General features: G+C 71.3%; 14 protein-coding genes and 1 pseudogene. 7 read left to right on the top strand and 8 right to left on the bottom strand.

The features are described from left to right. Nucleotides 1-162: 162 nt before the first annotated feature. Both P3T39_RS01480 and P3T39_RS01475 read right to left on the bottom strand, forming a co-directional pair. Nucleotides 163-888, bottom strand: a complete 726-nt coding sequence (locus tag P3T39_RS01480; protein ID WP_280695374.1) for an SRPBCC family protein — start codon at nucleotides 886-888, stop codon at nucleotides 163-165. Then, nucleotides 885-2,063 (bottom strand): LLM class flavin-dependent oxidoreductase, encoded by a 1,179-nt coding sequence (locus tag P3T39_RS01475; protein WP_280695414.1) that lies wholly within the window; start codon nucleotides 2,061-2,063, stop codon nucleotides 885-887. The genes P3T39_RS01480 and P3T39_RS01475 overlap by 4 nt, the downstream gene beginning before the upstream one ends. Before the next feature lie 601 nt (nucleotides 2,064-2,664). Between P3T39_RS01475 and P3T39_RS01470 the strand changes: the two genes are divergently transcribed. The 4 genes from P3T39_RS01470 (at nucleotide 2,665) to P3T39_RS01455 (ending at nucleotide 8,774) form a co-directional block, all read left to right on the top strand. Continuing rightward, nucleotides 2,665-2,967 (top strand): hypothetical protein, encoded by a 303-nt coding sequence (locus tag P3T39_RS01470; RefSeq protein WP_348534294.1) that lies wholly within the window; start codon nucleotides 2,665-2,667, stop codon nucleotides 2,965-2,967. Further along, a complete protein-coding gene (locus P3T39_RS01465; protein WP_280695373.1) occupies nucleotides 2,964-4,979 on the top strand; it encodes an FAD/NAD(P)-binding protein in 2,016 nt (671 codons plus the stop codon). The genes P3T39_RS01470 and P3T39_RS01465 overlap by 4 nt, the downstream gene beginning before the upstream one ends. Before the next feature lie 59 nt (nucleotides 4,980-5,038). Continuing rightward, nucleotides 5,039-7,363 carry an FdhF/YdeP family oxidoreductase gene (locus tag P3T39_RS01460; protein WP_280695372.1) on the top strand — a complete coding sequence of 775 codons (2,325 nt, stop codon included), beginning with the start codon at nucleotides 5,039-5,041 and terminating at the stop codon, nucleotides 7,361-7,363. Nucleotides 7,364-7,463: 100 nt separating this feature from the next. Next, nucleotides 7,464-8,774, top strand: coding sequence for an ion channel protein (locus P3T39_RS01455; RefSeq protein ID WP_280695371.1), 1,311 nt, complete (start codon nucleotides 7,464-7,466; stop codon nucleotides 8,772-8,774). A 7-nt stretch (nucleotides 8,775-8,781) separates the two neighbouring features. Here P3T39_RS01455 and P3T39_RS01450 read toward each other — a convergent pair whose 3' ends face one another. Continuing rightward, complete coding sequence (locus tag P3T39_RS01450) at nucleotides 8,782-10,206, bottom strand: NlpC/P60 family protein (RefSeq protein ID WP_280695369.1); 1,425 nt, start codon at nucleotides 10,204-10,206, stop codon at nucleotides 8,782-8,784. A gap of 344 nt (nucleotides 10,207-10,550) precedes the next feature. Here P3T39_RS01450 and P3T39_RS01445 point away from each other — a divergent pair, with 344 nt between their 5' ends. Together P3T39_RS01445 and P3T39_RS01440 are read left to right on the top strand one after the other, a co-directional pair. Next, complete coding sequence (locus tag P3T39_RS01445; protein WP_280695368.1) at nucleotides 10,551-11,741, top strand: inorganic phosphate transporter; 1,191 nt, start codon at nucleotides 10,551-10,553, stop codon at nucleotides 11,739-11,741. 19 nt (nucleotides 11,742-11,760) lie between these two features. Then, entirely contained in the window at nucleotides 11,761-12,009 is a 249-nt protein-coding gene (locus tag P3T39_RS01440; protein ID WP_280695367.1) for a hypothetical protein, read from the top strand. Nucleotides 12,010-12,227: 218 nt separating this feature from the next. Here the strand turns inward: P3T39_RS01440 and P3T39_RS01435 are convergent, their stop codons facing one another. Both P3T39_RS01435 and P3T39_RS01430 read right to left on the bottom strand, forming a co-directional pair. After that, nucleotides 12,228-13,787, bottom strand: a complete 1,560-nt coding sequence (locus tag P3T39_RS01435; RefSeq protein WP_348534293.1) for an MDR family MFS transporter — start codon at nucleotides 13,785-13,787, stop codon at nucleotides 12,228-12,230. A gap of 134 nt (nucleotides 13,788-13,921) precedes the next feature. After that, nucleotides 13,922-14,383 (bottom strand): MarR family transcriptional regulator, encoded by a 462-nt coding sequence (locus P3T39_RS01430; RefSeq protein ID WP_280695366.1) that lies wholly within the window; start codon nucleotides 14,381-14,383, stop codon nucleotides 13,922-13,924. 110 nt (nucleotides 14,384-14,493) lie between these two features. On the opposite strand from P3T39_RS01430, the gene P3T39_RS01425 reads away from it, so the two are divergent. Then, a complete protein-coding gene (locus P3T39_RS01425) occupies nucleotides 14,494-15,522 on the top strand; it encodes a DUF3533 domain-containing protein (protein WP_280695365.1) in 1,029 nt (342 codons plus the stop codon). A gap of 72 nt (nucleotides 15,523-15,594) precedes the next feature. Here P3T39_RS01425 and P3T39_RS01420 read toward each other — a convergent pair whose 3' ends face one another. From P3T39_RS01420 to lon, 3 genes and pseudogenes are all read right to left on the bottom strand, one after another. Continuing rightward, nucleotides 15,595-16,119, bottom strand: a complete 525-nt coding sequence (locus P3T39_RS01420; protein WP_280695364.1) for a GtrA family protein — start codon at nucleotides 16,117-16,119, stop codon at nucleotides 15,595-15,597. Between the two features lie 83 nt (nucleotides 16,120-16,202). Beyond that, nucleotides 16,203-16,457 (bottom strand): annotated as a pseudogene (locus P3T39_RS01415) (hypothetical protein); the annotation flags it as partial. Nucleotides 16,458-16,801: 344 nt separating this feature from the next. Continuing rightward, nucleotides 16,802-19,198, bottom strand: coding sequence for an endopeptidase La (lon, locus tag P3T39_RS01410; protein ID WP_280695363.1), 2,397 nt, complete (start codon nucleotides 19,196-19,198; stop codon nucleotides 16,802-16,804). Nucleotides 19,199-19,361 lie beyond the last annotated feature (163 nt).

Here is a 19,361-nt window from a genome sequence, read left to right as displayed (position 1 = left end):
GCCGAATCGAACGAAGTTCAGACTAGGGCCTGTACGACGATTCCCGCCCGGCGGGAATCGTCGTACAGGCCCCCGCGACGGCACCCGGGACCACGAGGTCGGTTGCCGGCTCTGTGACCGAGCGCGACGGCCGTCGGCCGAGCGCGACCGGGGCGTCCGTGACTACTTCCGCCTCTCCACCAGGTCCTTGAAGTGCTCCAGGTCGGCCCGGACCGTCTCCTCGATCGCGCGGACCTGGGCGAATCCCTTCGGGCCGCCGAAGGCCGCCCGGACGGCGTCCGGGTCGTACTCCAGCCGGATCTGCAACTGGGTGTGCTCGTCGTCCAGCGGGTTCACGGCGAAGGTGCCCTTCAGCTCCGGGGCGTCCAACGTCCGCCAGGCCATCACCTGGTCATTGCCGCGATCGGTCAGCTGGGTCTCGAACGCCTGGTCGCCACCGCCGGTCTCGATATCCAGATGGGCGCCGCTTCTGCCGTGCGCAAAGGCACTCTTCACCCCGTCCACGAACATCGGGTACTCGTCGATGCGGTGCAGCTGCGCCCAGACCTCCTGCGCCGGGACATCAACGTTGATCTGTTCTTCGAGCCTGCTCATCGGAAGCCTCGCCTCCCGGCCCGGCCGCCCGGGCCATCGGTACTTCCAGCCTGCGCTGCCGTCCGCCACCCGGCAACCACCCAGCCCCCGGGGGACACCGGCAGCAGGCCGAGGCCGCCGCGGACCGGGGCCCAGGCCGTCCGGCGGCGCGAACTCGGCGGCCGGGAAGCGGGTCATCTCCTGCTGTGCGGACGGGCCGTAGCGGCTGACGTACTCGTGGGTGAGCTCGCGCACCAGCGGTTCGGCGAGCGGGTCGTCCAGGGTGACCCGGCGGACCTCGACGAGCAGTGTCATGCCTGGACCGCGATCAGCTGCTGCCGGTCGCGCTCGCGTTCGGCCTCCTCGGCCGCCTGTGCGGCGACCCGCTCCGCGTCGCGCTTGGCGACCTCCTCGCGGACGATCGGGATGACGTACCGGCCGAAGTCGATCGCGTCGTCGAGCAGGTCGTAGCCCCGGGCGGAGAGGATTTCCACGCCGAGGTCGTAGTAGTCGAGCAGGGCCTGGGCGACGGTCTCGGGGGTGCCGACCAGGGCGTTGGAGTTGCCGCCTCCGCCGGTCGCGGCGGCGGTCGGGGTCCACAGGGCGCGGTCGTAGCGCTCACCGGCCTCGGCGATCTCGATCAGACGCTGCGAACCGGCGTTCTCAGGTGTCCAGGCCCCGGGCCGGCCGTTGCCCGGCCGGCGGTGCCGGGCCGGTCCGTCCGCCTTGCGGGCCTTGATCGCGTCCACCGTCCGGTGCGCCTTCTCCCAGGCGAGCTCCTCGGTCGGCGCGATGACCGGCCGGAACGCGACCTGGATCCTCGGGGTGTCGGTCCGGCCCGCCGCCAGGGCGGCCTCCCTGACCTTCTCGATCTGCTCGGCGGTCTGCGCCAGCGGTTCGCCCCACAGGCAGTAGATGTCCGCCTCGGCGCCACCGGCCGCGTACGCCGCCGGGGAGGAACCGCCGAAGGAGACGTCGGGCCGGGGCTTCTGGACGGGGAAGACATCGGCGACGAAGTCGTTGAAGCGGTAGTACTCGCCCTCGTGGTCGAAGGGCTCGTGGCTGGTCCAGATCTTCTTGACGATCTCGATGTACTCACGGGTGCGGGCGTAGCGCTGGTCCTTGGTCAGGAAGTCGCCCTCGCGCTGCTGCTCGTGGTCGTTTCCGCCGGTGATGAAGTGCACGGTCAGCCGGCCGTTGCTGATCCGGTCCAGGGTGGCGAAGGTCTTGGCCGCGAAGGTGGGGTACGAGACGTTGGGCCGGTGGGCCAGCAGGATCTGCAGCGTGTCCAGCTTGGCGGCGAGGTACGCGGCGCCGGGCGCCGGGTCGGGCGACCCCGAGCCGTAGGCGAAGAGGACGCGGTCCCAGCCGTACTCCTCATGGGCTCGGGCCAGGCGCAGGGTGTAGTCGCGGTCGAAGGCGGGGGTGGTACGGACGTTGGTCTCCGAGCCGTCGCCGGTGGCGGCGATGCCGAGGAACTCGACGGGCATGGCGAAGGGCCTTTCGGTAGTGCCGTCCTGGGAGGTGCGCGGGCAGGGCGCAGCGAGGCCGGGCAGGCTGAGCCGGACTGGCATGGGGAGAGCGGCGCGTGACGGTGCATCAGCTGGAGTGAGAGGAGGCGGCAGCGTGCGCCTGTGCTCCGTCTGGGCAGACGGGCTCCCGGCCCGCTACGGGGCGACCGAGGGAGGTCTCCGAAGGAGAGAAAGGGCCGGTCAGACGGCCCGCTGCCGGGTCAGCCGCAACACGCTGCGGACCACACCCGACCGAAGTCGATGTGGCCGCGCGTGACCAGGGGCTGCTCGGCGTTCATGCCGTCAAGTTGAGCAGTGAACCTTGCAGTTCGTCAACCACCGCCCGGATCCGGAGCCATCAGGGCCGGTCGGTCTCGGAGCGCGAGCACTCGCGTGGCCGGCCACGGGCCGGGAATCGCCCTTGACAGCCGAGGCTCGGGCACACGTACGATCCTGTCCGGAGTGAGTGTGCACTGAGGAGCCCGCCAAGTCGCGGTGGCTCCGGTCGCGTTGAGGGGCGCGGCCTGCGCGTGTGACGACCGCCGTCCGGTCTGCCCGCCCCCGCTCTGGAGCCCCTCTGATGGCCACCACGCACGACGTCCTGCCCGCCCCCGCGCCGCCACTCGCCCCCGTGGCCGAGACCGGAGCGCCCATCGTCACGCGCCGCCGCCCGGGGCGGCTGGTCACCTCCGCCCTCGCCCTGCTGCTGCTCGCGCTGGCCCTCAACTCCGTGGTGCGCAACCAGGCGTTCCAGTGGGACGTGGTGGGCCAGTACTTCACCACCACCGCCATCGTGAACGGCCTGGTCCTCACGCTCCGGCCGCCGACCCCGCTGCAACGCGCCCGCGCCGCCCTCACCTCGCCGGCGGGTGACCGGAGTTGAGCACCCTGGTGATCATCGGCGCGGGCCCGCGCGGCACCGGACTACTGGAGCGCATCGCCGCCAACGCCGCCGAACTGCTGCCCGCCGACCGGCCCCTGGACATCCACCTGGTCGACCCCCACCCGCCCGGCGGCGGCCGGATCTGGCGGTACGAGCAGTCGCCGCTGCTGCGGATGAACTCGATGGCCGAGGACGTCACCATGTTCACCGACGAGTCCTCGACCATCGAAGGACCCGTCCGCCCGGGCCCCTCGCTCGCCGAATGGGCCAGGCAGCCCGAGGAGTTCGCACCGTACGCCCCGGTCCCCGACCCGGCCGTACGGCAGGAGCTGCGCTCCCTGACACCGACCGACTTCCCCACCCGGCGGGCCCAGAGCGCCTACCTGGACTGGACCTTCCGCCGGGCCGTGGCCGAGCTGCCCCCGCACATCACCGTCACCGTGCACCGCGAAACCGCCCGCTCGGTCACCGGACCGGCCGACGGCCCACAGCTGGTGCGGCTCTCCGACGGCGTCCTGACCGCCGACCAGGTGGTGCTCACCCTCGGGCACCTCGGGTCGACGCCCGAGCCCCGGCACCGCGCGAGCGCCGCCTTCGCCGCCCGGCACGGCCGCTTCCACCTGGCGCCCGCCTTCTCCTCCGACGTGGACCTCTCCGGCATCGCTCCCGGTGAGCAACTGATCCTGCGCGGCCTCGGGCTGGCCTTCGTCGACCTGGTCGCCCTGCTCACCGAAGGACGCGGCGGCCGCTACGAGGAGACCGCCGACGGCCTGCGCTACCACCCCTCGGGCCGGGAGCCGGTGATCCACGCCGGCTCGCGCCGCGGCGTCCCGTACCACTCCAAGACCGGCTACCGGCTCCAGGGCCCGCCGGCGCCACTGCCCCGCTACTTCGACACCGCCGCCGTGGACGGCCTGCTCGAACGTCCAGGGCAGCTCGAACTCAGGCGCGACGTCTGGCCGTTGATGGCCAAGGAGATCGGCTTCGGCCACTACCACGAGCTGTTCCACGCCCACCCCGAGCGCACCGCACTGCCCTGGGCCGGCTTCCTGGACCGCTACGACCGGCACGGCTGGTACGACCCCGAACTCGCCGAACTGATCCGGGAGTCCGTCCCCGACCCCGCCGACCGGCTCGACTTCGAAGCCCTCGACCGCCCACTGACCGGCCTGCGGCCCGCCGACCCGGAGGAGCTCCAGCGGCACCTGCGCGCCTACATCGCCGCCGACGCCGACCGCCGCGCCGACCCCGCCCACAGCGCCGACCTCGGCGCCTTCCTCGGCCTGCTCTCGCTCTACGCCCACCTGCCCCGGCTGGTGGCCGCCGGCCGGCTGACGGCCCGGTCGGTGGCCGAGGAGCTGGACGGCTGGTGGTCCGGGTTCTTCGGCTTCCTCGCCTCGGGACCGCCCGGCTTCCGGCTCCGCCAGCTGCTCGCCCTCTCCGAGGCGGGCATCCTGCGCTTCCTCGGCGCGGACCTGCGGGTCGAACCGGACGAGTCCACCGGCACCTTCCTCGCCACCAGCCCGACCGTCCCCGGCCACACCGTCCGGGGCACCGCCCTCATCGAGGGCTACCTGCCCAGACACGCCCTGGCCCGCACCGACGACCCCGTGCTGCGCGCCCTGCACCACAGCGGCCGGATCCTGGAGGAGGTCGTGGCGGACGACACCCACACCCACCGCTCCGGTCTGCTCAGCACCGCCCCCGCCGACGGCCGCATCCTCGACCCCGGCCTCGGCGGCGCACCGCACCCCCGCCGCACCGCCCTCGGCCCGCACACCAACGGCCGCTCGTACGCCGCGTTCGCGCGCCCGCGCACCAACGCCCCCGCCTTCCGCCAGAACGACGCCACCGCCCGCGCCCTCCTCCACGCCCTGGCCCAACCCCCGGAACCCGTGGGCAACCGGGAAACCGACCGGGGACCCCGGGGCACTCGAGTAACCGATCAAGGCCCCCGAGTGCCCCGGGGCCCCGGGCTCCTGGGGTGCTGCCCGGTTGCCCCGGGGCAGTGAAAGGATTGATGCAGGGGTCGGCAATGATGGCGGGCCCGAGGAGCAGGAGGTGGGCAGTCATGGCCAAGCAGGCCCCGCAGAGTGACCCGGCGCAGGACGCGCCCCAGGTCTCGCCGCCGCAGCACGCCGCAGCCGGCCTGCCCGCGATCGGCCACACCCTGCGCAAAGCGGGTGACCAGATGGGCGCCCGCCGTACGCTGGCCACCCTGCGCAAGATGAACCAGCCGGACGGCTTCGACTGCCCGGGCTGTGCGTGGCCCGAGCCGGGCAAGACCCATAGCGCCGAGTTCTGCGAGAACGGTGCCAAGGCGGTCGCCGAGGAGGCCACCGAGCGCCGGATCACCACCGAGTTCTTCGCCGCACATCCGGTCGCCGAGCTCGCCGAGCGCTCCGGCTACTGGCTGGGCCAGCAGGGCCGCCTGACCCAGCCGATGCTGCTGGACGAGGGTGCCACCCACTACGTCCCGGTCTCCTGGGACCGCGCCTTCTCGATCGTCGCCGACGAGCTCAAGGCCCTCGACACCCCGGACGGCGCCGCCTTCTACACCTCGGGACGGACCAGCAACGAGGCCGCCTTCGCCTACCAGCTGTTCGCCCGCCGACTCGGCACCAACAACCTGCCCGACTGCTCCAACATGTGCCACGAGTCCTCGGGGTCGGCTCTCACCGAGACCTTGGGTGTCGGCAAGGGAAGCGTCCACCTCAAGGACCTCTACCAGGCCGACCTGATCATCGTGGCCGGTCAGAACCCGGGCACCAACCACCCCCGGATGCTCTCCGCACTGGAGCGGGCCAAGCGGGCCGGAGCGAAGATCGTCAGCGTCAACCCGCTGCCGGAGGCGGGGCTGGAGCGCTTCAAGAACCCGCAGAACGCGCGCGGCCTGATCGGCCACGGCACCAAGCTGACCGACCTCTTCCTGCAGATCCGCCTCGGCGGCGATCTCGCGCTCTTCCGCGCCCTCAACCAGATCCTGCTCGGCACCGAGGGCGCCGTCGACGAGGAGTTCATCGCCGAACACACCCTCGGCTTCGAGGAGTTCGCGGCCGAGGCGAAGACCACCGACCGCGCGGAGGTCCTTGCCGCCACCGGCCTGCCGTACGAGCAGATCGAGGAGCTGGCCCGCCTCGTACTGGCCTCGGAGAAGATCATCGTCTGCTGGGCGATGGGCCTGACCCAGCACAAGCACGCCGTGCCGACCATCCGCGAGGTGGTCAACTTCCTTCTGCTGCGCGGCAATGTCGGCCGCCCGGGCGCCGGGGTCTGCCCTGTGCGCGGCCACAGCAATGTGCAGGGCGACCGGACGATGGGCATCTTCGAGCGCCCCGCCAAGTCCTTCCTGGACGCCCTCGGCAAGGAGTTCGGCTTCGAGCCGCCGCGCCGCCACGGCTACGACTCGGTGGACACCATCAGGGCGATGCGGGACGGCCGGGTGAAGGTCTTCTTCGCCATGGGCGGCAACTTCGTCGCCGCGACTCCCGACACCGAGGTGACCGAGGCGGCGATCCGCCGCTGCCGCCTGACGGTGCACGTCTCCACCAAGCTCAACCGCTCGCACGTGGTGACCGGTGCCCGCGCGCTGATCCTGCCGACCCTCGGCCGCACCGACAAGGACCGCACGGCCAAGGGCAACCAGTTCGTCAGCGTCGAGGACTCGATGGGCATGGTGCACTCCTCGCGCGGCGGACTGCGCCCGCCGAGCCCCGAGCTGCTCTCCGAGGTGGCGATCGTCTGCCGCCTGGCCCGTGCCACCCTCGGCCCGCAGGAGCCGCTCCCCTGGGAGGACTTCGCCACCGACTACGACACCCTGCGGGAGCGGATCGCCCGGGTCGTGCCGGGCTTCGAGCACTACAACACCAAGGTGCGCCGCCCCGGTGGCTTCGCTCTCCCGCACGGTCCGCGCGACAGCCGCACCTTCCCGACCACCACCGGCAAGGCCAACTTCAGCGTCAACCCGCTGACCGCCCCCGAGGTCCCGGCGGGCCGCCTGCTGCTGCAGACCCTGCGTTCGCACGACCAGTACAACACCACCGTCTACGGCCTCGACGACCGCTACCGCGGTATCACCGGCGGCCGCCGGGTGGTCATGGTGAACCCCGCCGACGCCACCGAACTCGGCCTGGTCGAGGGCGGTTACGTCGATCTGGTGAGCGAGTGGCAGGACGGCGTCGAGCGCCGGGCACCGCACTTCAAGGTGGTGCACTACCCGGTGGCCCGGGGCGGCGCGGCCGCGTACTACCCGGAGACCAATGTGCTGGTCCCGCTGGACTCGACGGCGGACATCAGCAACACGCCGACCTCCAAGGCCGTGGTGATCCGCTTCGAGGCCGACAGCACCCCGGCCGGATCGGCCGCCTCGACCGCCGTGGCCGAGAGCCGCGGCTGACACGACGACAGGTGACACCCCGTCGGGATGTTCGGGTGAAATGTCTGATTTGCCACTAATCTGACACCCACCCGCACGGGCCGACCCCGGAGGTACCGCCATGGCCGACGCCGCCCCGCACGACAGCGCCGGCCATGGCAACCCCGACGACCCCGAGCGCCCGGCCCGCGGCCCGGTCACCCCGGCGAGCCGGCTGATCCCGCTGATCGCCCCGGCGATCCTGGTGGGCATCGGGTGCGCCCTGGTCCTGCTGGGCCTCAACCGGGCCGCGGGGCGCCTGCAGTACCTGCTCTGGACGGCGATCCCGCACGGCCTGGGCATCGACGGCTTCAACCCGTGGTGGATCATCCTCGTCCTGACCGCCACCGGCGCCACCGTCGGCCTGACGGTCTGGAAGTCCCCCGGCCACGCGGGTCCGGACCCGGCCACCACGAGCCTGGTGGACCTGCCGCAGCCCCCGTACGTACTGCCGGGTCTGGCCGTGGCCACCGTGCTGGCGCTGGCCGGTGGCGTCAGTCTCGGCCCCGAGAACCCGATCGCAATGATCAACATCGCGCTGGCCTACTGGATCGGACGGCGCTTCCTCCCCGACAGCGGCCCGGCCCTCTGGCTGGGCCTCGCCGCTGCGGGGACGATCGCCGCGCTCTTCGGCACCCCCGTCGCGGCCGCCCTGATCCTCTCCGAGGTGCCCGCCCCCGGAGCACTCTGGGACCGGCTGTTCGCCCCGCTGGTCGCCGCCGTCACAGCCTCGCTCACCACACTGCTGGTCGCCGGGAACGACTTCGTGGCCAAGGTGCCCGGCTACCCCGGCGCCCGGCCGCTCGACCTCGTCTGGGCCCTGCTGATCGGTGCCCTGGGCGCCCTGTTCGGACTGGCCGCCGTCTACGCCCTCCCGTACGTCCACCGGGGGTTCCACCAGATCGCCCACCCGGTGGCGATGCTGACGGCGGGCGGTCTGGCACTGGGCGTCCTCGGTGCGCTCGGTGGCGAGCCGACCCTCTTCAAGGGCCTCGACCAGCTCAAGGAACTCGCCCTCGGCTATGGCGACCACGGCTTCTGGGCACTGCTCGGCATGACGGTGGTCAAGCTGCTCGCGATGCTGATCGCCGCCGGCTCCGGGTTCCGGGGCGGCCGGATCTTCCCGGTGGTGTTCGTCGGGGTGGCCCTGGGCTTCGCCGTCAGCGCGCTCATTCCCTCGGTGCCGCCGGCCCTGGCCGTGGTCTGCGCGAGCCTCGGTCTGCTGCTGGCGACCACCAGGCAGGGCTGGATGAGCCTGTTCACCGCGGTCGCGATCGTCCCGGACCTCGCGCTGCTCCCGATGCTCTGCGTGGCAGCCCTGCCCGCCTGGCTGCTGGTCACCGGCCGCCCCGAGATGCAGCTGGCGCCGGAACCGGCCGCGGCCGACCGCTGAGGACCGGTCAGCCCCGGCCCGAGGTGGACGGGGAACCCGAAGGCGAGAGGGAAGCGGACGGCGAGGGCGAGCCGGAACCGGACGGCGTCGCCGACGGCGTACCCGGCTTGGTGCTCGACGGGGCGCTCGGCGGGGTCGACGGCGGGGTGGACGGCGGCGGGCTGCTCGGGGTTCCGGTCGGGGGGTGCGTCTCGGGCGGCGCAGGAGGCTTCGGCAGCTCGGACGGCTTCGAGGGCTTGATCGGCGTGACCTCGTTCACCGTGTCGCCGACGTCCGGGACCTTCCAGGCACCGCCCTGCTCGTCCGCACCCGCCTCCGGGTCGGGCCGCACCGCGCCGAGGATCGGCAGCATGGCCACCGGCGAGATCTTCACCACCGCGCCGGTGTGCGGCGCCTGGACGACCAGCCCGCCGCCGATGTACATCCCGACGTGCGTCGCATCCTCGTGGTAGATCACCAGGTCACCGGGGCGCAGCTGGTTCAGTGCCACATGCCGGAGCCCCGCCCACTGTTCCTGGCTGGTCCTGGGGATCGGACGGCCGGCGTGCAGCCACGCCTGCGAGGTCAGCCCGGAGCAGTCGAACATGTCCGGCCCCTCCCCGCCCCAGCGGTAGTCCTTGCCGAGCTGCGCCAGCGCGTAGGCGACGGCCTGGCGCCCGGCGGCCGAGGGGGTGCGCTCGCCCTTGCCGAGCGCACCGGAGGCGAGGAAGGCCAGCTGGGCCTCGTCGGCCTGCTGCTTCTCCAGCTGCTCCAGCTCGCTTCGCTGGGCGCCGGTGAGCGAGGCGACCATGTCCTCGACGGCCTGCAGCCGCTTGGCCGTGTCCGTCTTGGTCCGCTCCTGCTGGGTGGCCAGCGCCTGGACCTGGGCCTGGGCGGCCTCGGCCTGCTGCTGGAGCCCGGTGAGCTCGGCCCGGTCGGCCTTGAGCTTGTCCAGGAAGACCGACTGCGAGCGCCCGGCGGCCTGGAGCAACTCGGCGATCACCACGGCCTCGTACGGGTCCTTGGCGAGCAGCAGGTCGGCGTACTCGGAGACGTTGCCGTTGCGGTACTGGGCGCCCGCGAGCTGGGCCGCGATGTCGGTACCGGTGTCCACGGCGGTCTGCTGGCGGGCCAGGCGGGTGTGCAGGTCGGCGACGGTGGCCTGCTGCTGCCTGAGCTTGTCGGCGGTGGTGTTGTACTGCTCGGTGGCGGCCTCGGCCTCCGTGTAGAGCTGGTGCAGGCGTTGCAGCAGCGGGGCAAGAGTGGCCTTGGCGTCGGCGAGCGGATCGGCGCCCGGCGCGACGTTGACGTTGGGTCGGGGCTCCGGGGCCGCGTACGCCGTGCCGGCCAGCGGGAGCGCCAGGGCGGCGACCGCCAGCATCGCTCCGCAGCGCAGCGCGGCCCGCACCCACGGCCGCACACCGGTTGCCTCGACGCGCTGTGCAGCCCCCATCGGCCTGCCCTCCCCCGTCCGGCCGCGCCGGACCTCTGTTACCCGCCAGTCACTGGCTGATCCTGCCATGACGGGGCCGCGACAGACAGAGGCTCTCCGAACGGGTCTGATGAATTCTCAGCTCCGTTGTGAGCCGCGTCTCATGGGGCTGTCGTCAAACCGGATGATCACCGACAAATGGCCACGTCAGGGGCTCAAGCGGCACGCAGGGGTCGCCTTCACGCAACCCTCACGACATCATCCGAGCCACGATTCCCGCCGTAGTTCACCTTCCGTTCACCAACCGTCCCTACGGTCCACGATGACACCACCGTCAGCTCGGCAACTACGACGATTGTTTGGGTATGGAACACATCACGTTCCTGGTGGCCGTTGTGATCATCACGGCGCTCGCCTTCGACTTCACCAACGGCTTCCACGACACCGCCAACGCGATGGCCACCTCCATCGCCACGGGAGCCCTCAAGCCCAAGGTCGCGGTCACCATCGCGGCAGTCCTCAACTTCGCGGGTGCGTTCCTCTCCGTGAAGGTCGCCAGCACCATTTCGGGCGGCATCGTCAACGAGAAGGCGGGCATCCAACCGTCGATCATCTTCGCGGCGCTGGTGGGCGCCATCCTCTGGAACCTGCTGACCTGGCTGCGGGGCCTGCCCTCCAGCTCGTCGCACGCGCTCTACGGCGGTCTGATCGGCGCCACCGTGGTCGGTGTCGGCCTGCACGGCGTGAACTTCGCGACCGTGCTGTCCAAGATCGTGATCCCGGCCGTCGCCTCGCCGATCGTCGCCGGACTGGCCTCCTGGGGCGCCACCAAGCTGGCGTACCTGCTGACCAGGAAGACCGACGAGAAGACCAGCGACAAGGGCTTCCGCAAGGGCCAGATGTTCTCCGCCTCGCTGATCTCGCTGGCGCACGGCACCAACGACGCCCAGAAGACCATGGGCATCATCACCCTGGCCCTGGTCTCGGCCGGCGCGCTGCACAAGGGCGCGACGCCCCCGGTCTGGGTCATCGCCAGCGCCGGTGCGGCCATCGCGCTCGGCACCTACATGGGCGGCTGGCGGATCATCCGCAGCATGGGCTCGGGCCTGGCCGACATCCGTCCGCCGCAGGGCCTGGCCTCCGAGACCGCCGCCGCCACCGTCATCCTGACCTCCTCCTCCATGGGCTACGGCCTCTCCACCACCCAGGTCTGCTCCGGCGGCATCATGGGCGCCGGTCTCGGCGGCCGTAACCCCCGGCTGAACTGGGGCATGGCCCGCCGCATGGTCTACACCTGGGGCCTGACCCTGCCTGCGGCGGCCGTCGTCGCCGGTCTCGCGGCCGTAATCGTGGACCAGGGCACCTGGGGTGTCGCGGTGGTCGGCACGGCGCTGGTGGCCGGTTCGGGCGCGATGTACCTCGTCTCCCGCCGCCAGCCGGTGCACGCGGGCAACGTCAACGACGTCACCCCGGTCGAGACCACCGAGGTCACCCCGGCCGCGGGCACCCCCGCCGCCACCGTCCCGACCCCGGCCTCGACCACCGTCGCGGCCTGAGCCCGGAAGGCAGTCACTCATGAGCATCAAGTGGGCCGCCCTCGCCCAGACCGCAGGGGCCAGCTTCGTCATCACCGTCGCGGTGGTCACGGTCTTCGCCCTCGGCGTCCTCGCCCTCTCCCGCCGCGAGGCGGCGCTGGAGGCCGGCCGGTCCGGCGCCGAAGGCGCGGCATCGGGCAGGGGCACGCTGGCGCTGGCCGGCGCCTCCGTCTGCTTCGCCGCCTGCGCGGGCGTCGTGCTGTACGGGCTGTCGCTGATCGCCGGCTGACCCGACGCGCTCAGCGCTCAGGGGCGCGGGGCTCTGCTTGATCAAGCAGAGCCCCGCGCCCCTTTTGGTTGCCCATGGCTGATCGGTTGCCCATGGCCGACCGGTTGCCCATGGCCGATCGGTTGCCCATCGCCCCCGAAGGCACGGGATCGCTCGCGAACGCAGTTGGTCCGGCAGAGCACCTCGCCCCTGGCGGTTTCCGGTGCCGTATCCGGCTCTCAGCCCTTGACGAGCTGCGGCTCCGGCTGCGCGGCGGGCTCCTCGTGGCCGCTCCGCAGCGGCACCTCGCGGATCAGCAGCACCACCAGGAAGGCCAGCAGCGCGAACGGCGCGGCCACCAGGAAGACCTCCGCCACACCGTGCCCGAAGGCGTCGGTGACCAGCGGGACCAGCGGCTTGGGCAACTTGTGCAGGTCGGGGATCTCGCCACCGCCCGCAGCCGCGCCCGCCGGGTTGATGTGTGCGGCCGTCAGGTTGTCGGTCAGGTAGTGGGTGACCCGGTTGGAGAGCAGCGCCCCGAGCGCCGTGACGCCCATCGCACCGCCCATGGTGCGGAAGAAGGTGACCGCCGAACTGGCCGCGCCGAGCTCATGGCGCGGGACGGTGTTCTGGACCGCGAGGACCAGGTTCTGCATGGTCAGTCCGAGGCCGAGGCCGGTCGCCGCCATGTAGAGGGCGAGCAGCCCGTACGAGGTGTTGTCCCGGACGGTGCCCAGCAGCCCGAAGCCGACCGCGAGCAGGAAGGTGCCGGCGACCAGGTACGCCTTCCACTTGCCGTACTTGGTGATCAGGCGTCCGGCGACGGTGGAGGAGATGGCCAGTCCCAGGATCATCGGCAGGGTCATGATGCCCGCCATGGTCGGCGACTTCTCCTTGGCCAGCTGGAAGTACTGGCTGAGGAAGGTGGTCGCGCCGTACATCCCGATACCGACCAGGGCGCTGGCGATCGCGGCGAGGGTGACGGTGCGGTAGCGGAACAGGCCCAGCGGGATGATCGGCTCGGCCGCCCGGCTCTCGACCAGTACGAAGAGCGCGGCCAGCAGCAGACCGCCGGGGACCATGACGAAGGTCTGCCAGGACACCCAGGCGTAGTTCTGGCCGGCCAGGCTGATCCAGATCATCAGCAGGCTGACGGCGGCGGCGATCAGCACGGAGCCCAGGTAGTCGATCTTCACCTTGCGCTTGGTGACGGGCAGCTTCAGGGTCCGCTGGAGCACGGCGATGGCGATCAGCGAGAAGGGGATGCCGACGTAGAAGCACCAGCGCCAGCCGAGCCAGCTGGTGTCCACGATGACGCCGCCGATCAGCGGGCCGCCGATGGTGGCCAGCGCGAAGACCGCGCCGAAGTAGCCGCTGTACCGGCCGCGCTCGCGCGGCGAGACCATCGAGGCCAGGCAGATCTGGCCGAGCGCGGTGACACCGCCCGCCCCGATGCCCTGGAGCACGCGGCAGGCGATCAGCTCACCGGGGTTCTGCGAGAGGCCCGCCAGCGCGGAGGAGGCGATGTAGATCACCAGCGCGGCCTGCACCAGCAGCTTCTTGCTGACCAGATCGGAGAGCTTGCCCCAGATCGGCGTGGAGGCCGTGAGCGAGAGCAGTGCGGCGGTGATCACCCAGGTGTAGGCGGACTGGCCGCCGTGGAGGTCGTTGAGGATCCGGGGCAGGGCGTTCGACACGACGGTCGAGGACAGCACCGCCACGAAGAGGCCGAGGAGCAGACCGGACAGGGCTTCGAGTACTTGGCGATGGTTCATGGGTTCGGTCGGCGAGGCGCTCATCTGGGTCCTTCGACTGGCTGGGGTTTTGTTGCCTAGGGCAACCATAATCCCAGATAGTTGAATAAGGCAACCTTCTCCAAGGCAAAGTAAAGCCCGCCGGCCAGGGCGGGCGGGGTACGAACGACGACTGGGACTCAGGCCTCTATCGGCTCGTCGGTCAGGTCGTTGAATCGCTGGAGCAGGTCGGCGAACTGTGCCACATCGGCCGTCTCCCAGGTCGCCATCAACGCCCTGAAGTGCGCCATCCGGCCACCCCTGGCCCGCAGATAGCGCATCGCGCCCTCGCTGGTCAGCGAGACCAGCGAGGAGCGGCGGTCGAGCGGATCGAGCTCGCGCGCCACCAGCCCGAGCTCCTCAAGCACCTTGACCTGCCGGCTGATTGTGGCTTTCCCCACACCGAAGTGCAGCCCGATGTCGGTCATCCGCACCCGCCCGGCCTCCTCGATGAAGCCGAGCATGCTGTACGCGACCCCCTCCAGCCTGGGATGCACCCGCCTGGACATGTCCGCCGCGCGGGCGCGCCCACGCCGGAACAGCAGCGCCACTTCGCGCTCCACCGCCAGGAACGCCTCCTCGGCTGCCGCCTCGTCACTCATGGCGACCAGTATCCCGCAGGGTTACGATTCCCCCGTTCGGAAACTGTTTCATGATGTGAAGTATCCTTTTTGCCCGTGTTTTCGATGATCCAAAACAGAGGAGAGTGTCGATGACCGGCCCGAACCGGGGGTTTCTCGCAGAACTGAAGGACGCGGTCACCCCGCGCGCCGCCCTCCTGGTGATCGCCGTCCTGCTGCTGCAGCTCGGTTTCATCACCTCGTACGTCGGTGCACTGCACCACCCCGCCCCGCACCGGCTGTCGATCGCCGTCGTCGCCCCGCCCCAGGTCGGCCCCAAGCTGGTGGCCGGTCTTGAGTCCGTCCCAGGCGATGCGGTCAGGGCGGTCACGGCCGCGAGCCCGGAGGCGGCGACCGCCCAGATCAAGGACCAGAAGGTCTACGCGGCCCTGGTCTTCAACCCGACCGGCACCGAGGACACCCTGCTGGTCGCCGAGGCGCGCGGAGCGGCTGCCGCCACCGCCGCCGAGAAGATCGTCACCGGGCTGGAGCAGTCCCAGCACCGCACGGTGAAGGTCGAGGACGTCGTCCCGCTGGCGGCTGGTGACGCCAAGGGCCTGTCCTCCTTCTACCTGGTCATCGGCTGGTGCGTCGGCGGCTACCTGGTCGCCTCGATCCTGGGCATCAGCGCGGGCGCCCGGCCCGCCAACCGCCACCGGGCGCTGATCCGCCTCGGCGCCCTCGCGTTCTATTCGATCGCGGCCGGGATCGGCGGCACGATCATCGTCGGACCGGCCCTGAACGCCCTGCCGGGATCCAGCTGGGGCCTGGTCGGACTCGGCAGTCTGGTGGTGTTCGCGGTGGGGGCGATCACCATGGCCCTGCAGTCACTGTTCGACATCATCGGGATCGGGCTGGCGGTGCTGCTCTTCGTGGTCCTCGGCAACCCGAGTGCGGGCGGGGTCTACCCTCCGCCGCTGCTGCCCCCGTTCTGGCGGGCCATCGGCTCCTGGATCCCCAACGGCGCCGGTACGGACGCAGCCCGCTCGATCGCCTACTTCGGGGGCACCAACATCGGCCTGCCGCTGCTGATCCTGTCCGCCTGGGCGGTGGTCGGCATCGCCGTCACCATGCTCGCGGTCATCCGCAAGCCGCGCTACGGACGCGAACCCGTCAGCTGACCCGTTCCGAGAGCCGACGGACGCTCAGCCCCCTCGCGGACCTCGATCCCCGGGGCTGAGCGTCCTGGCGCGTCAGACGTGTTCGGGCTGCGGCTGCGACGCCTCCCCTGCGGCGGGCGGCGGCTCCGGCAGAAAGACCCAGCGCTTCATCGCCCAGTACCGGAAGACCATCGCGAACAGCGTGCCGATGATCATCCCGCTGAGGAAGTCGGCCACCTCCTGGGTGAAGGAGCTGACGTCCGGCTCGCGCAGGTCCAGCACATAGCGCGAGACGGCCAGCGGGGCGTCGTTCACCAGGATCGCCAGCCCGCTGACCACGAAGAAGAGCACGGCCTCGCGGTGCCGGCCGTTGGTCCTGAAGGACCACTGCCGGTTGAGGACGTAGGAGAAGACGGTCGCGATCACCGTGGCGATGGTGAGCGAGACCACCGGTTTGGCGTGCAGCACCGTGAGCTTCAGCCCGAAGTTGACGGCCATGGTGAGCAGGAAGCAGGTGCCACCCACCAACAGGAACTTCACCAGCTTGCGGTGCTGCACCAGGAAAGGACGCAGTCGGGCCGGAACCCGGGCCAGAACCCTCTGTGTAGGCGACGGCATTTCGGCAGTGTCGCATGCCGAAGTTTCGCCCCGGTACTCGAAAGACCCTCCCGGGCATTACTCCCCGGTTCCCCTTGCGCTCGCTACCCGGCCGTGATTCGGAGTACTCCGGTCGTCGTCCCCTGGAGCACCACCCGGCCCGCCGCGATGCTGCCGGCCATCTGCAGGGTGTCGAAGACGAAACCCGCCCCGACGTACTCGGTGCGCACCACGTTGCCGGTCTCCGGATCCACCTCGGCGTAGTAGTAGGGGTCCAGGATCGAGGTCGCGCCGGTGCCGGGGATGAGGGGGTTGCGCAGGACGGTGCGGATCAGGCCGTCGGCGCTGGACAGCCGAGGGGCCACGATGGTCAGGTAGTCGCCGCCGGTCCTGGGGCCGACGGCCGGGCGGGGGCAACCGCGCTCCTCAGTGGGCGCGGTGACAGATCGCTGAACGCGCGTACGCCAGGTCGACGTCCAGCCGAGGGCTCAGATACGCGTGGCGATTCATGACTGACATCCTTACGTGCTGACACTCCGTCTCACAAGAGCGTCTCACCCTGTGGGCACAGCATCTGACGATCGGCCATGCACCACCCGGGGCGCGGGGCCCAGCCTGATCAACTGCGTGCGCGACCAGCCCTCCACGGAGGTGCACGGTTGTTCGCGCACGCAGTTGACCAAAGCCCCGCGCCCCAGGGCGCCTACGCGGCGGCGACCAGCACCTCGGCCGACTCAAGGGCCAGCTTCAGCACCTCGCGGACGTCGGCCACCGGGTGGACGGTGAGCCGCTCGAGCACCTCCGCCGGGACGTCGTCCAGGTCGGGCTCGTTCCGCTTGGGGATGATCACGGTGGTGATCCCGGCCCGGTCGGCGGCGAGCAGCTTCTGCTTCACCCCGCCGATCGGCAGCACCCGGCCGGTCAGCGAGACCTCGCCCGTCATCGCCACGTCGTTGCGGACCTTGCGGCCGGAGAGCAGCGAGGCCAGCGCGGTGGTCATGGTGACACCGGCGCTCGGGCCGTCCTTGGGGACGGCCCCGGCGGGGACGTGGAGGTGGACGCCGCGATCCCGCAGGTCGGTGACCGGCAGCTCCAACTCGGCGCCGCGCGAGCGCAGGAAGGAGAGCGCGATGTGCGCGGACTCCTTCATCACGTCGCCCAGCTGACCGGTGAGGGTGAGGCCGGTGCCACCCGTCTCGGCGTCCGCGAGGGACGCCTCGATGTACAGGACGTCGCCGCCCGCGCCCGTTACCGCGAGACCGGTGGCCACGCCGGGGACTGCGGTGCGCCGCTCGGCGGGCTCCTGGGCGGACTCGGGGGTGTGGTGCGGCCGCCCGATCAGCGACCGCAAGTCCCCCGCACCGATCGCGGCGGGCAGCTCGCGCCCGCCCAGCTCGCTCTGCGCGGCGATCTTCCGCAGGATGCGGGCGATCGAACGCTCCAGGTTCCGGACGCCGGCCTCGCGGGTGTACTCGCCCGCCAGCAGGCGAAGGGCCGCCTCGTCCACCGAGACGTCCTCGCCCGTCAACCCGGCCTTCTCCAGCTGGCGGGGCAGCAGGTGGTCGCGGGCAATGACGACCTTCTCGTCCTCGGTGTAGCCGTCCAGGCGGACCAGCTCCATCCGGTCGAGCAGCGGCTCGGGGATGGCCTCCAGCACATTGGCGGTGGCGAGGAAGACCACGTCGGAGAGGTCCAGCTCGACCTCCAGGTAGTGGTCGCGGAAGGTGTGGTTCTGCGCCGGGTCGAGCACTTCGAGCAGTGCGGCCGCCGGGTCGCCCCGGTAGTCCGAGCCGACCTTGTCGATCTCGTCCAGCAGGACCACCGGGTTCATCGACCCGGCCTCCTTGATGGCGCGCACCACGCGACCGGGGAGTGCTCCGACATATGTGCGCCGGTGACCGCGGATCTCCGCCTCGTCCCTGACGCCGCCGAGCGCGACCCTGACGAACTTCCGGCCCATCGCACGGGCCACCGACTCGCCGAGCGACGTCTTTCCAACGCCGGGCGGCCCGACCAGCGCCAGCACCGCGCCCCCGCGCCGGCCACCGACCAGACCGAGCCCCTGGTCGGCCCGGCGCTTGCGCACGGCCAGGTACTCGACGATCCGGTCCTTCACGTCCGCCAGGCCCGCGTGGTCCGCGTCCAGCACCGCTCGGGCGCCGGCGATGTCGTAGGCGTCCTCGCTGCGCTCGTTCCACGGCAGCTCCAGGACGGTGTCCAGCCAGGTGCGGATCCAGGAGCCCTCGGGCGACTGGTCGCTCGCCCGCTCCAGCTTGTCGACCTCCTTGAGAGCGGCCTCGCGGACCTTCTCGGGCAGCTCGGCGGCCTCGACCCGGGCGCGGTAGTCGCCCTCCTCGTCGGCCGGGTCGCCGTTCAGCTCGGCGAGCTCCTTGCGGACGGCCTCCAGCTGGCGGCGGAGCAGGAACTCCTTCTGCTGCTTGGCCACGCCCTCTTCGACGTCCTTGCGGATGGTGTCGTTGACCTCCTCCTCGGCGAGGTGGTCGCGCAGCAGCGTCAGCGCGTACTCGAGTCGGGCCAGCTGGTCGGCCTCCAGCAGCACCTTGAGCTTCTGCTCGGCGGTGGCGAAGGGCGCGTACCCGATGTTGTCGGCGAGCTCGCCGACGTCCTCGATCTGGGCGACCCGGTCGACGATCTGCCAGGCGCCGCGCTTGCGCAGCCACTGGGTGGAGAGCGCCTTGTACTCCTTGACCAGCTCGGCGGCGCGACCGGCCACCGGCAGCCCGGGGTCGGATTCACGGAACGGGCTGGTCTCCACCCAGAGCGCGGCGCCGGGGCCGGTGGTGCCGGCGCCGATCCGTACCCGGCGCACGGCACGGACCAGAGCCGCTGGGTCCCCGTCAGCCAGCCGGCCGACCTGTTCCACGGTGGCCAGCGTGCCGGCGGCCGCGTACGAGCCGTCCAGTCGGGGCACCAGCAGAACCTGCGGCTTCGCCCCACCGGCGACACCCGCCCTGGCCGCCTCGACGGCGGCACGCACCTCGGTGTCGGACAGGTCCAGCGGGACCACCATGCCCGGGAGTACTACTTCGTCGTCGAGCGGCAGCACGGGCAGGGTGAGCGAAGCGGACGTCGATGCCATTATCTCTCCCCAGTCAGCGAAGTTGAGCTGACCTGACTAAGGATTGCGGAGCCCCGGATGTTCCCGAGCTGATGTTCGCCCTGAGCGATCAGGGCGCGGTCTGGGGACAGCACCTGGTCAGGGGCACAGGGGGCGGCGCAAGGCGGCGTCGCGACCTGCCGGC

The sequence above is a fragment of the Kitasatospora sp. GP82 genome, from assembly GCF_029892105.1.
Classification (GTDB): Bacteria; Actinomycetota; Actinomycetes; order Streptomycetales; family Streptomycetaceae; genus Kitasatospora.
The sequence above is the reverse complement of the archived record's forward strand: the minus strand, read 5'-3'. Positions and strand labels throughout refer to the sequence as shown.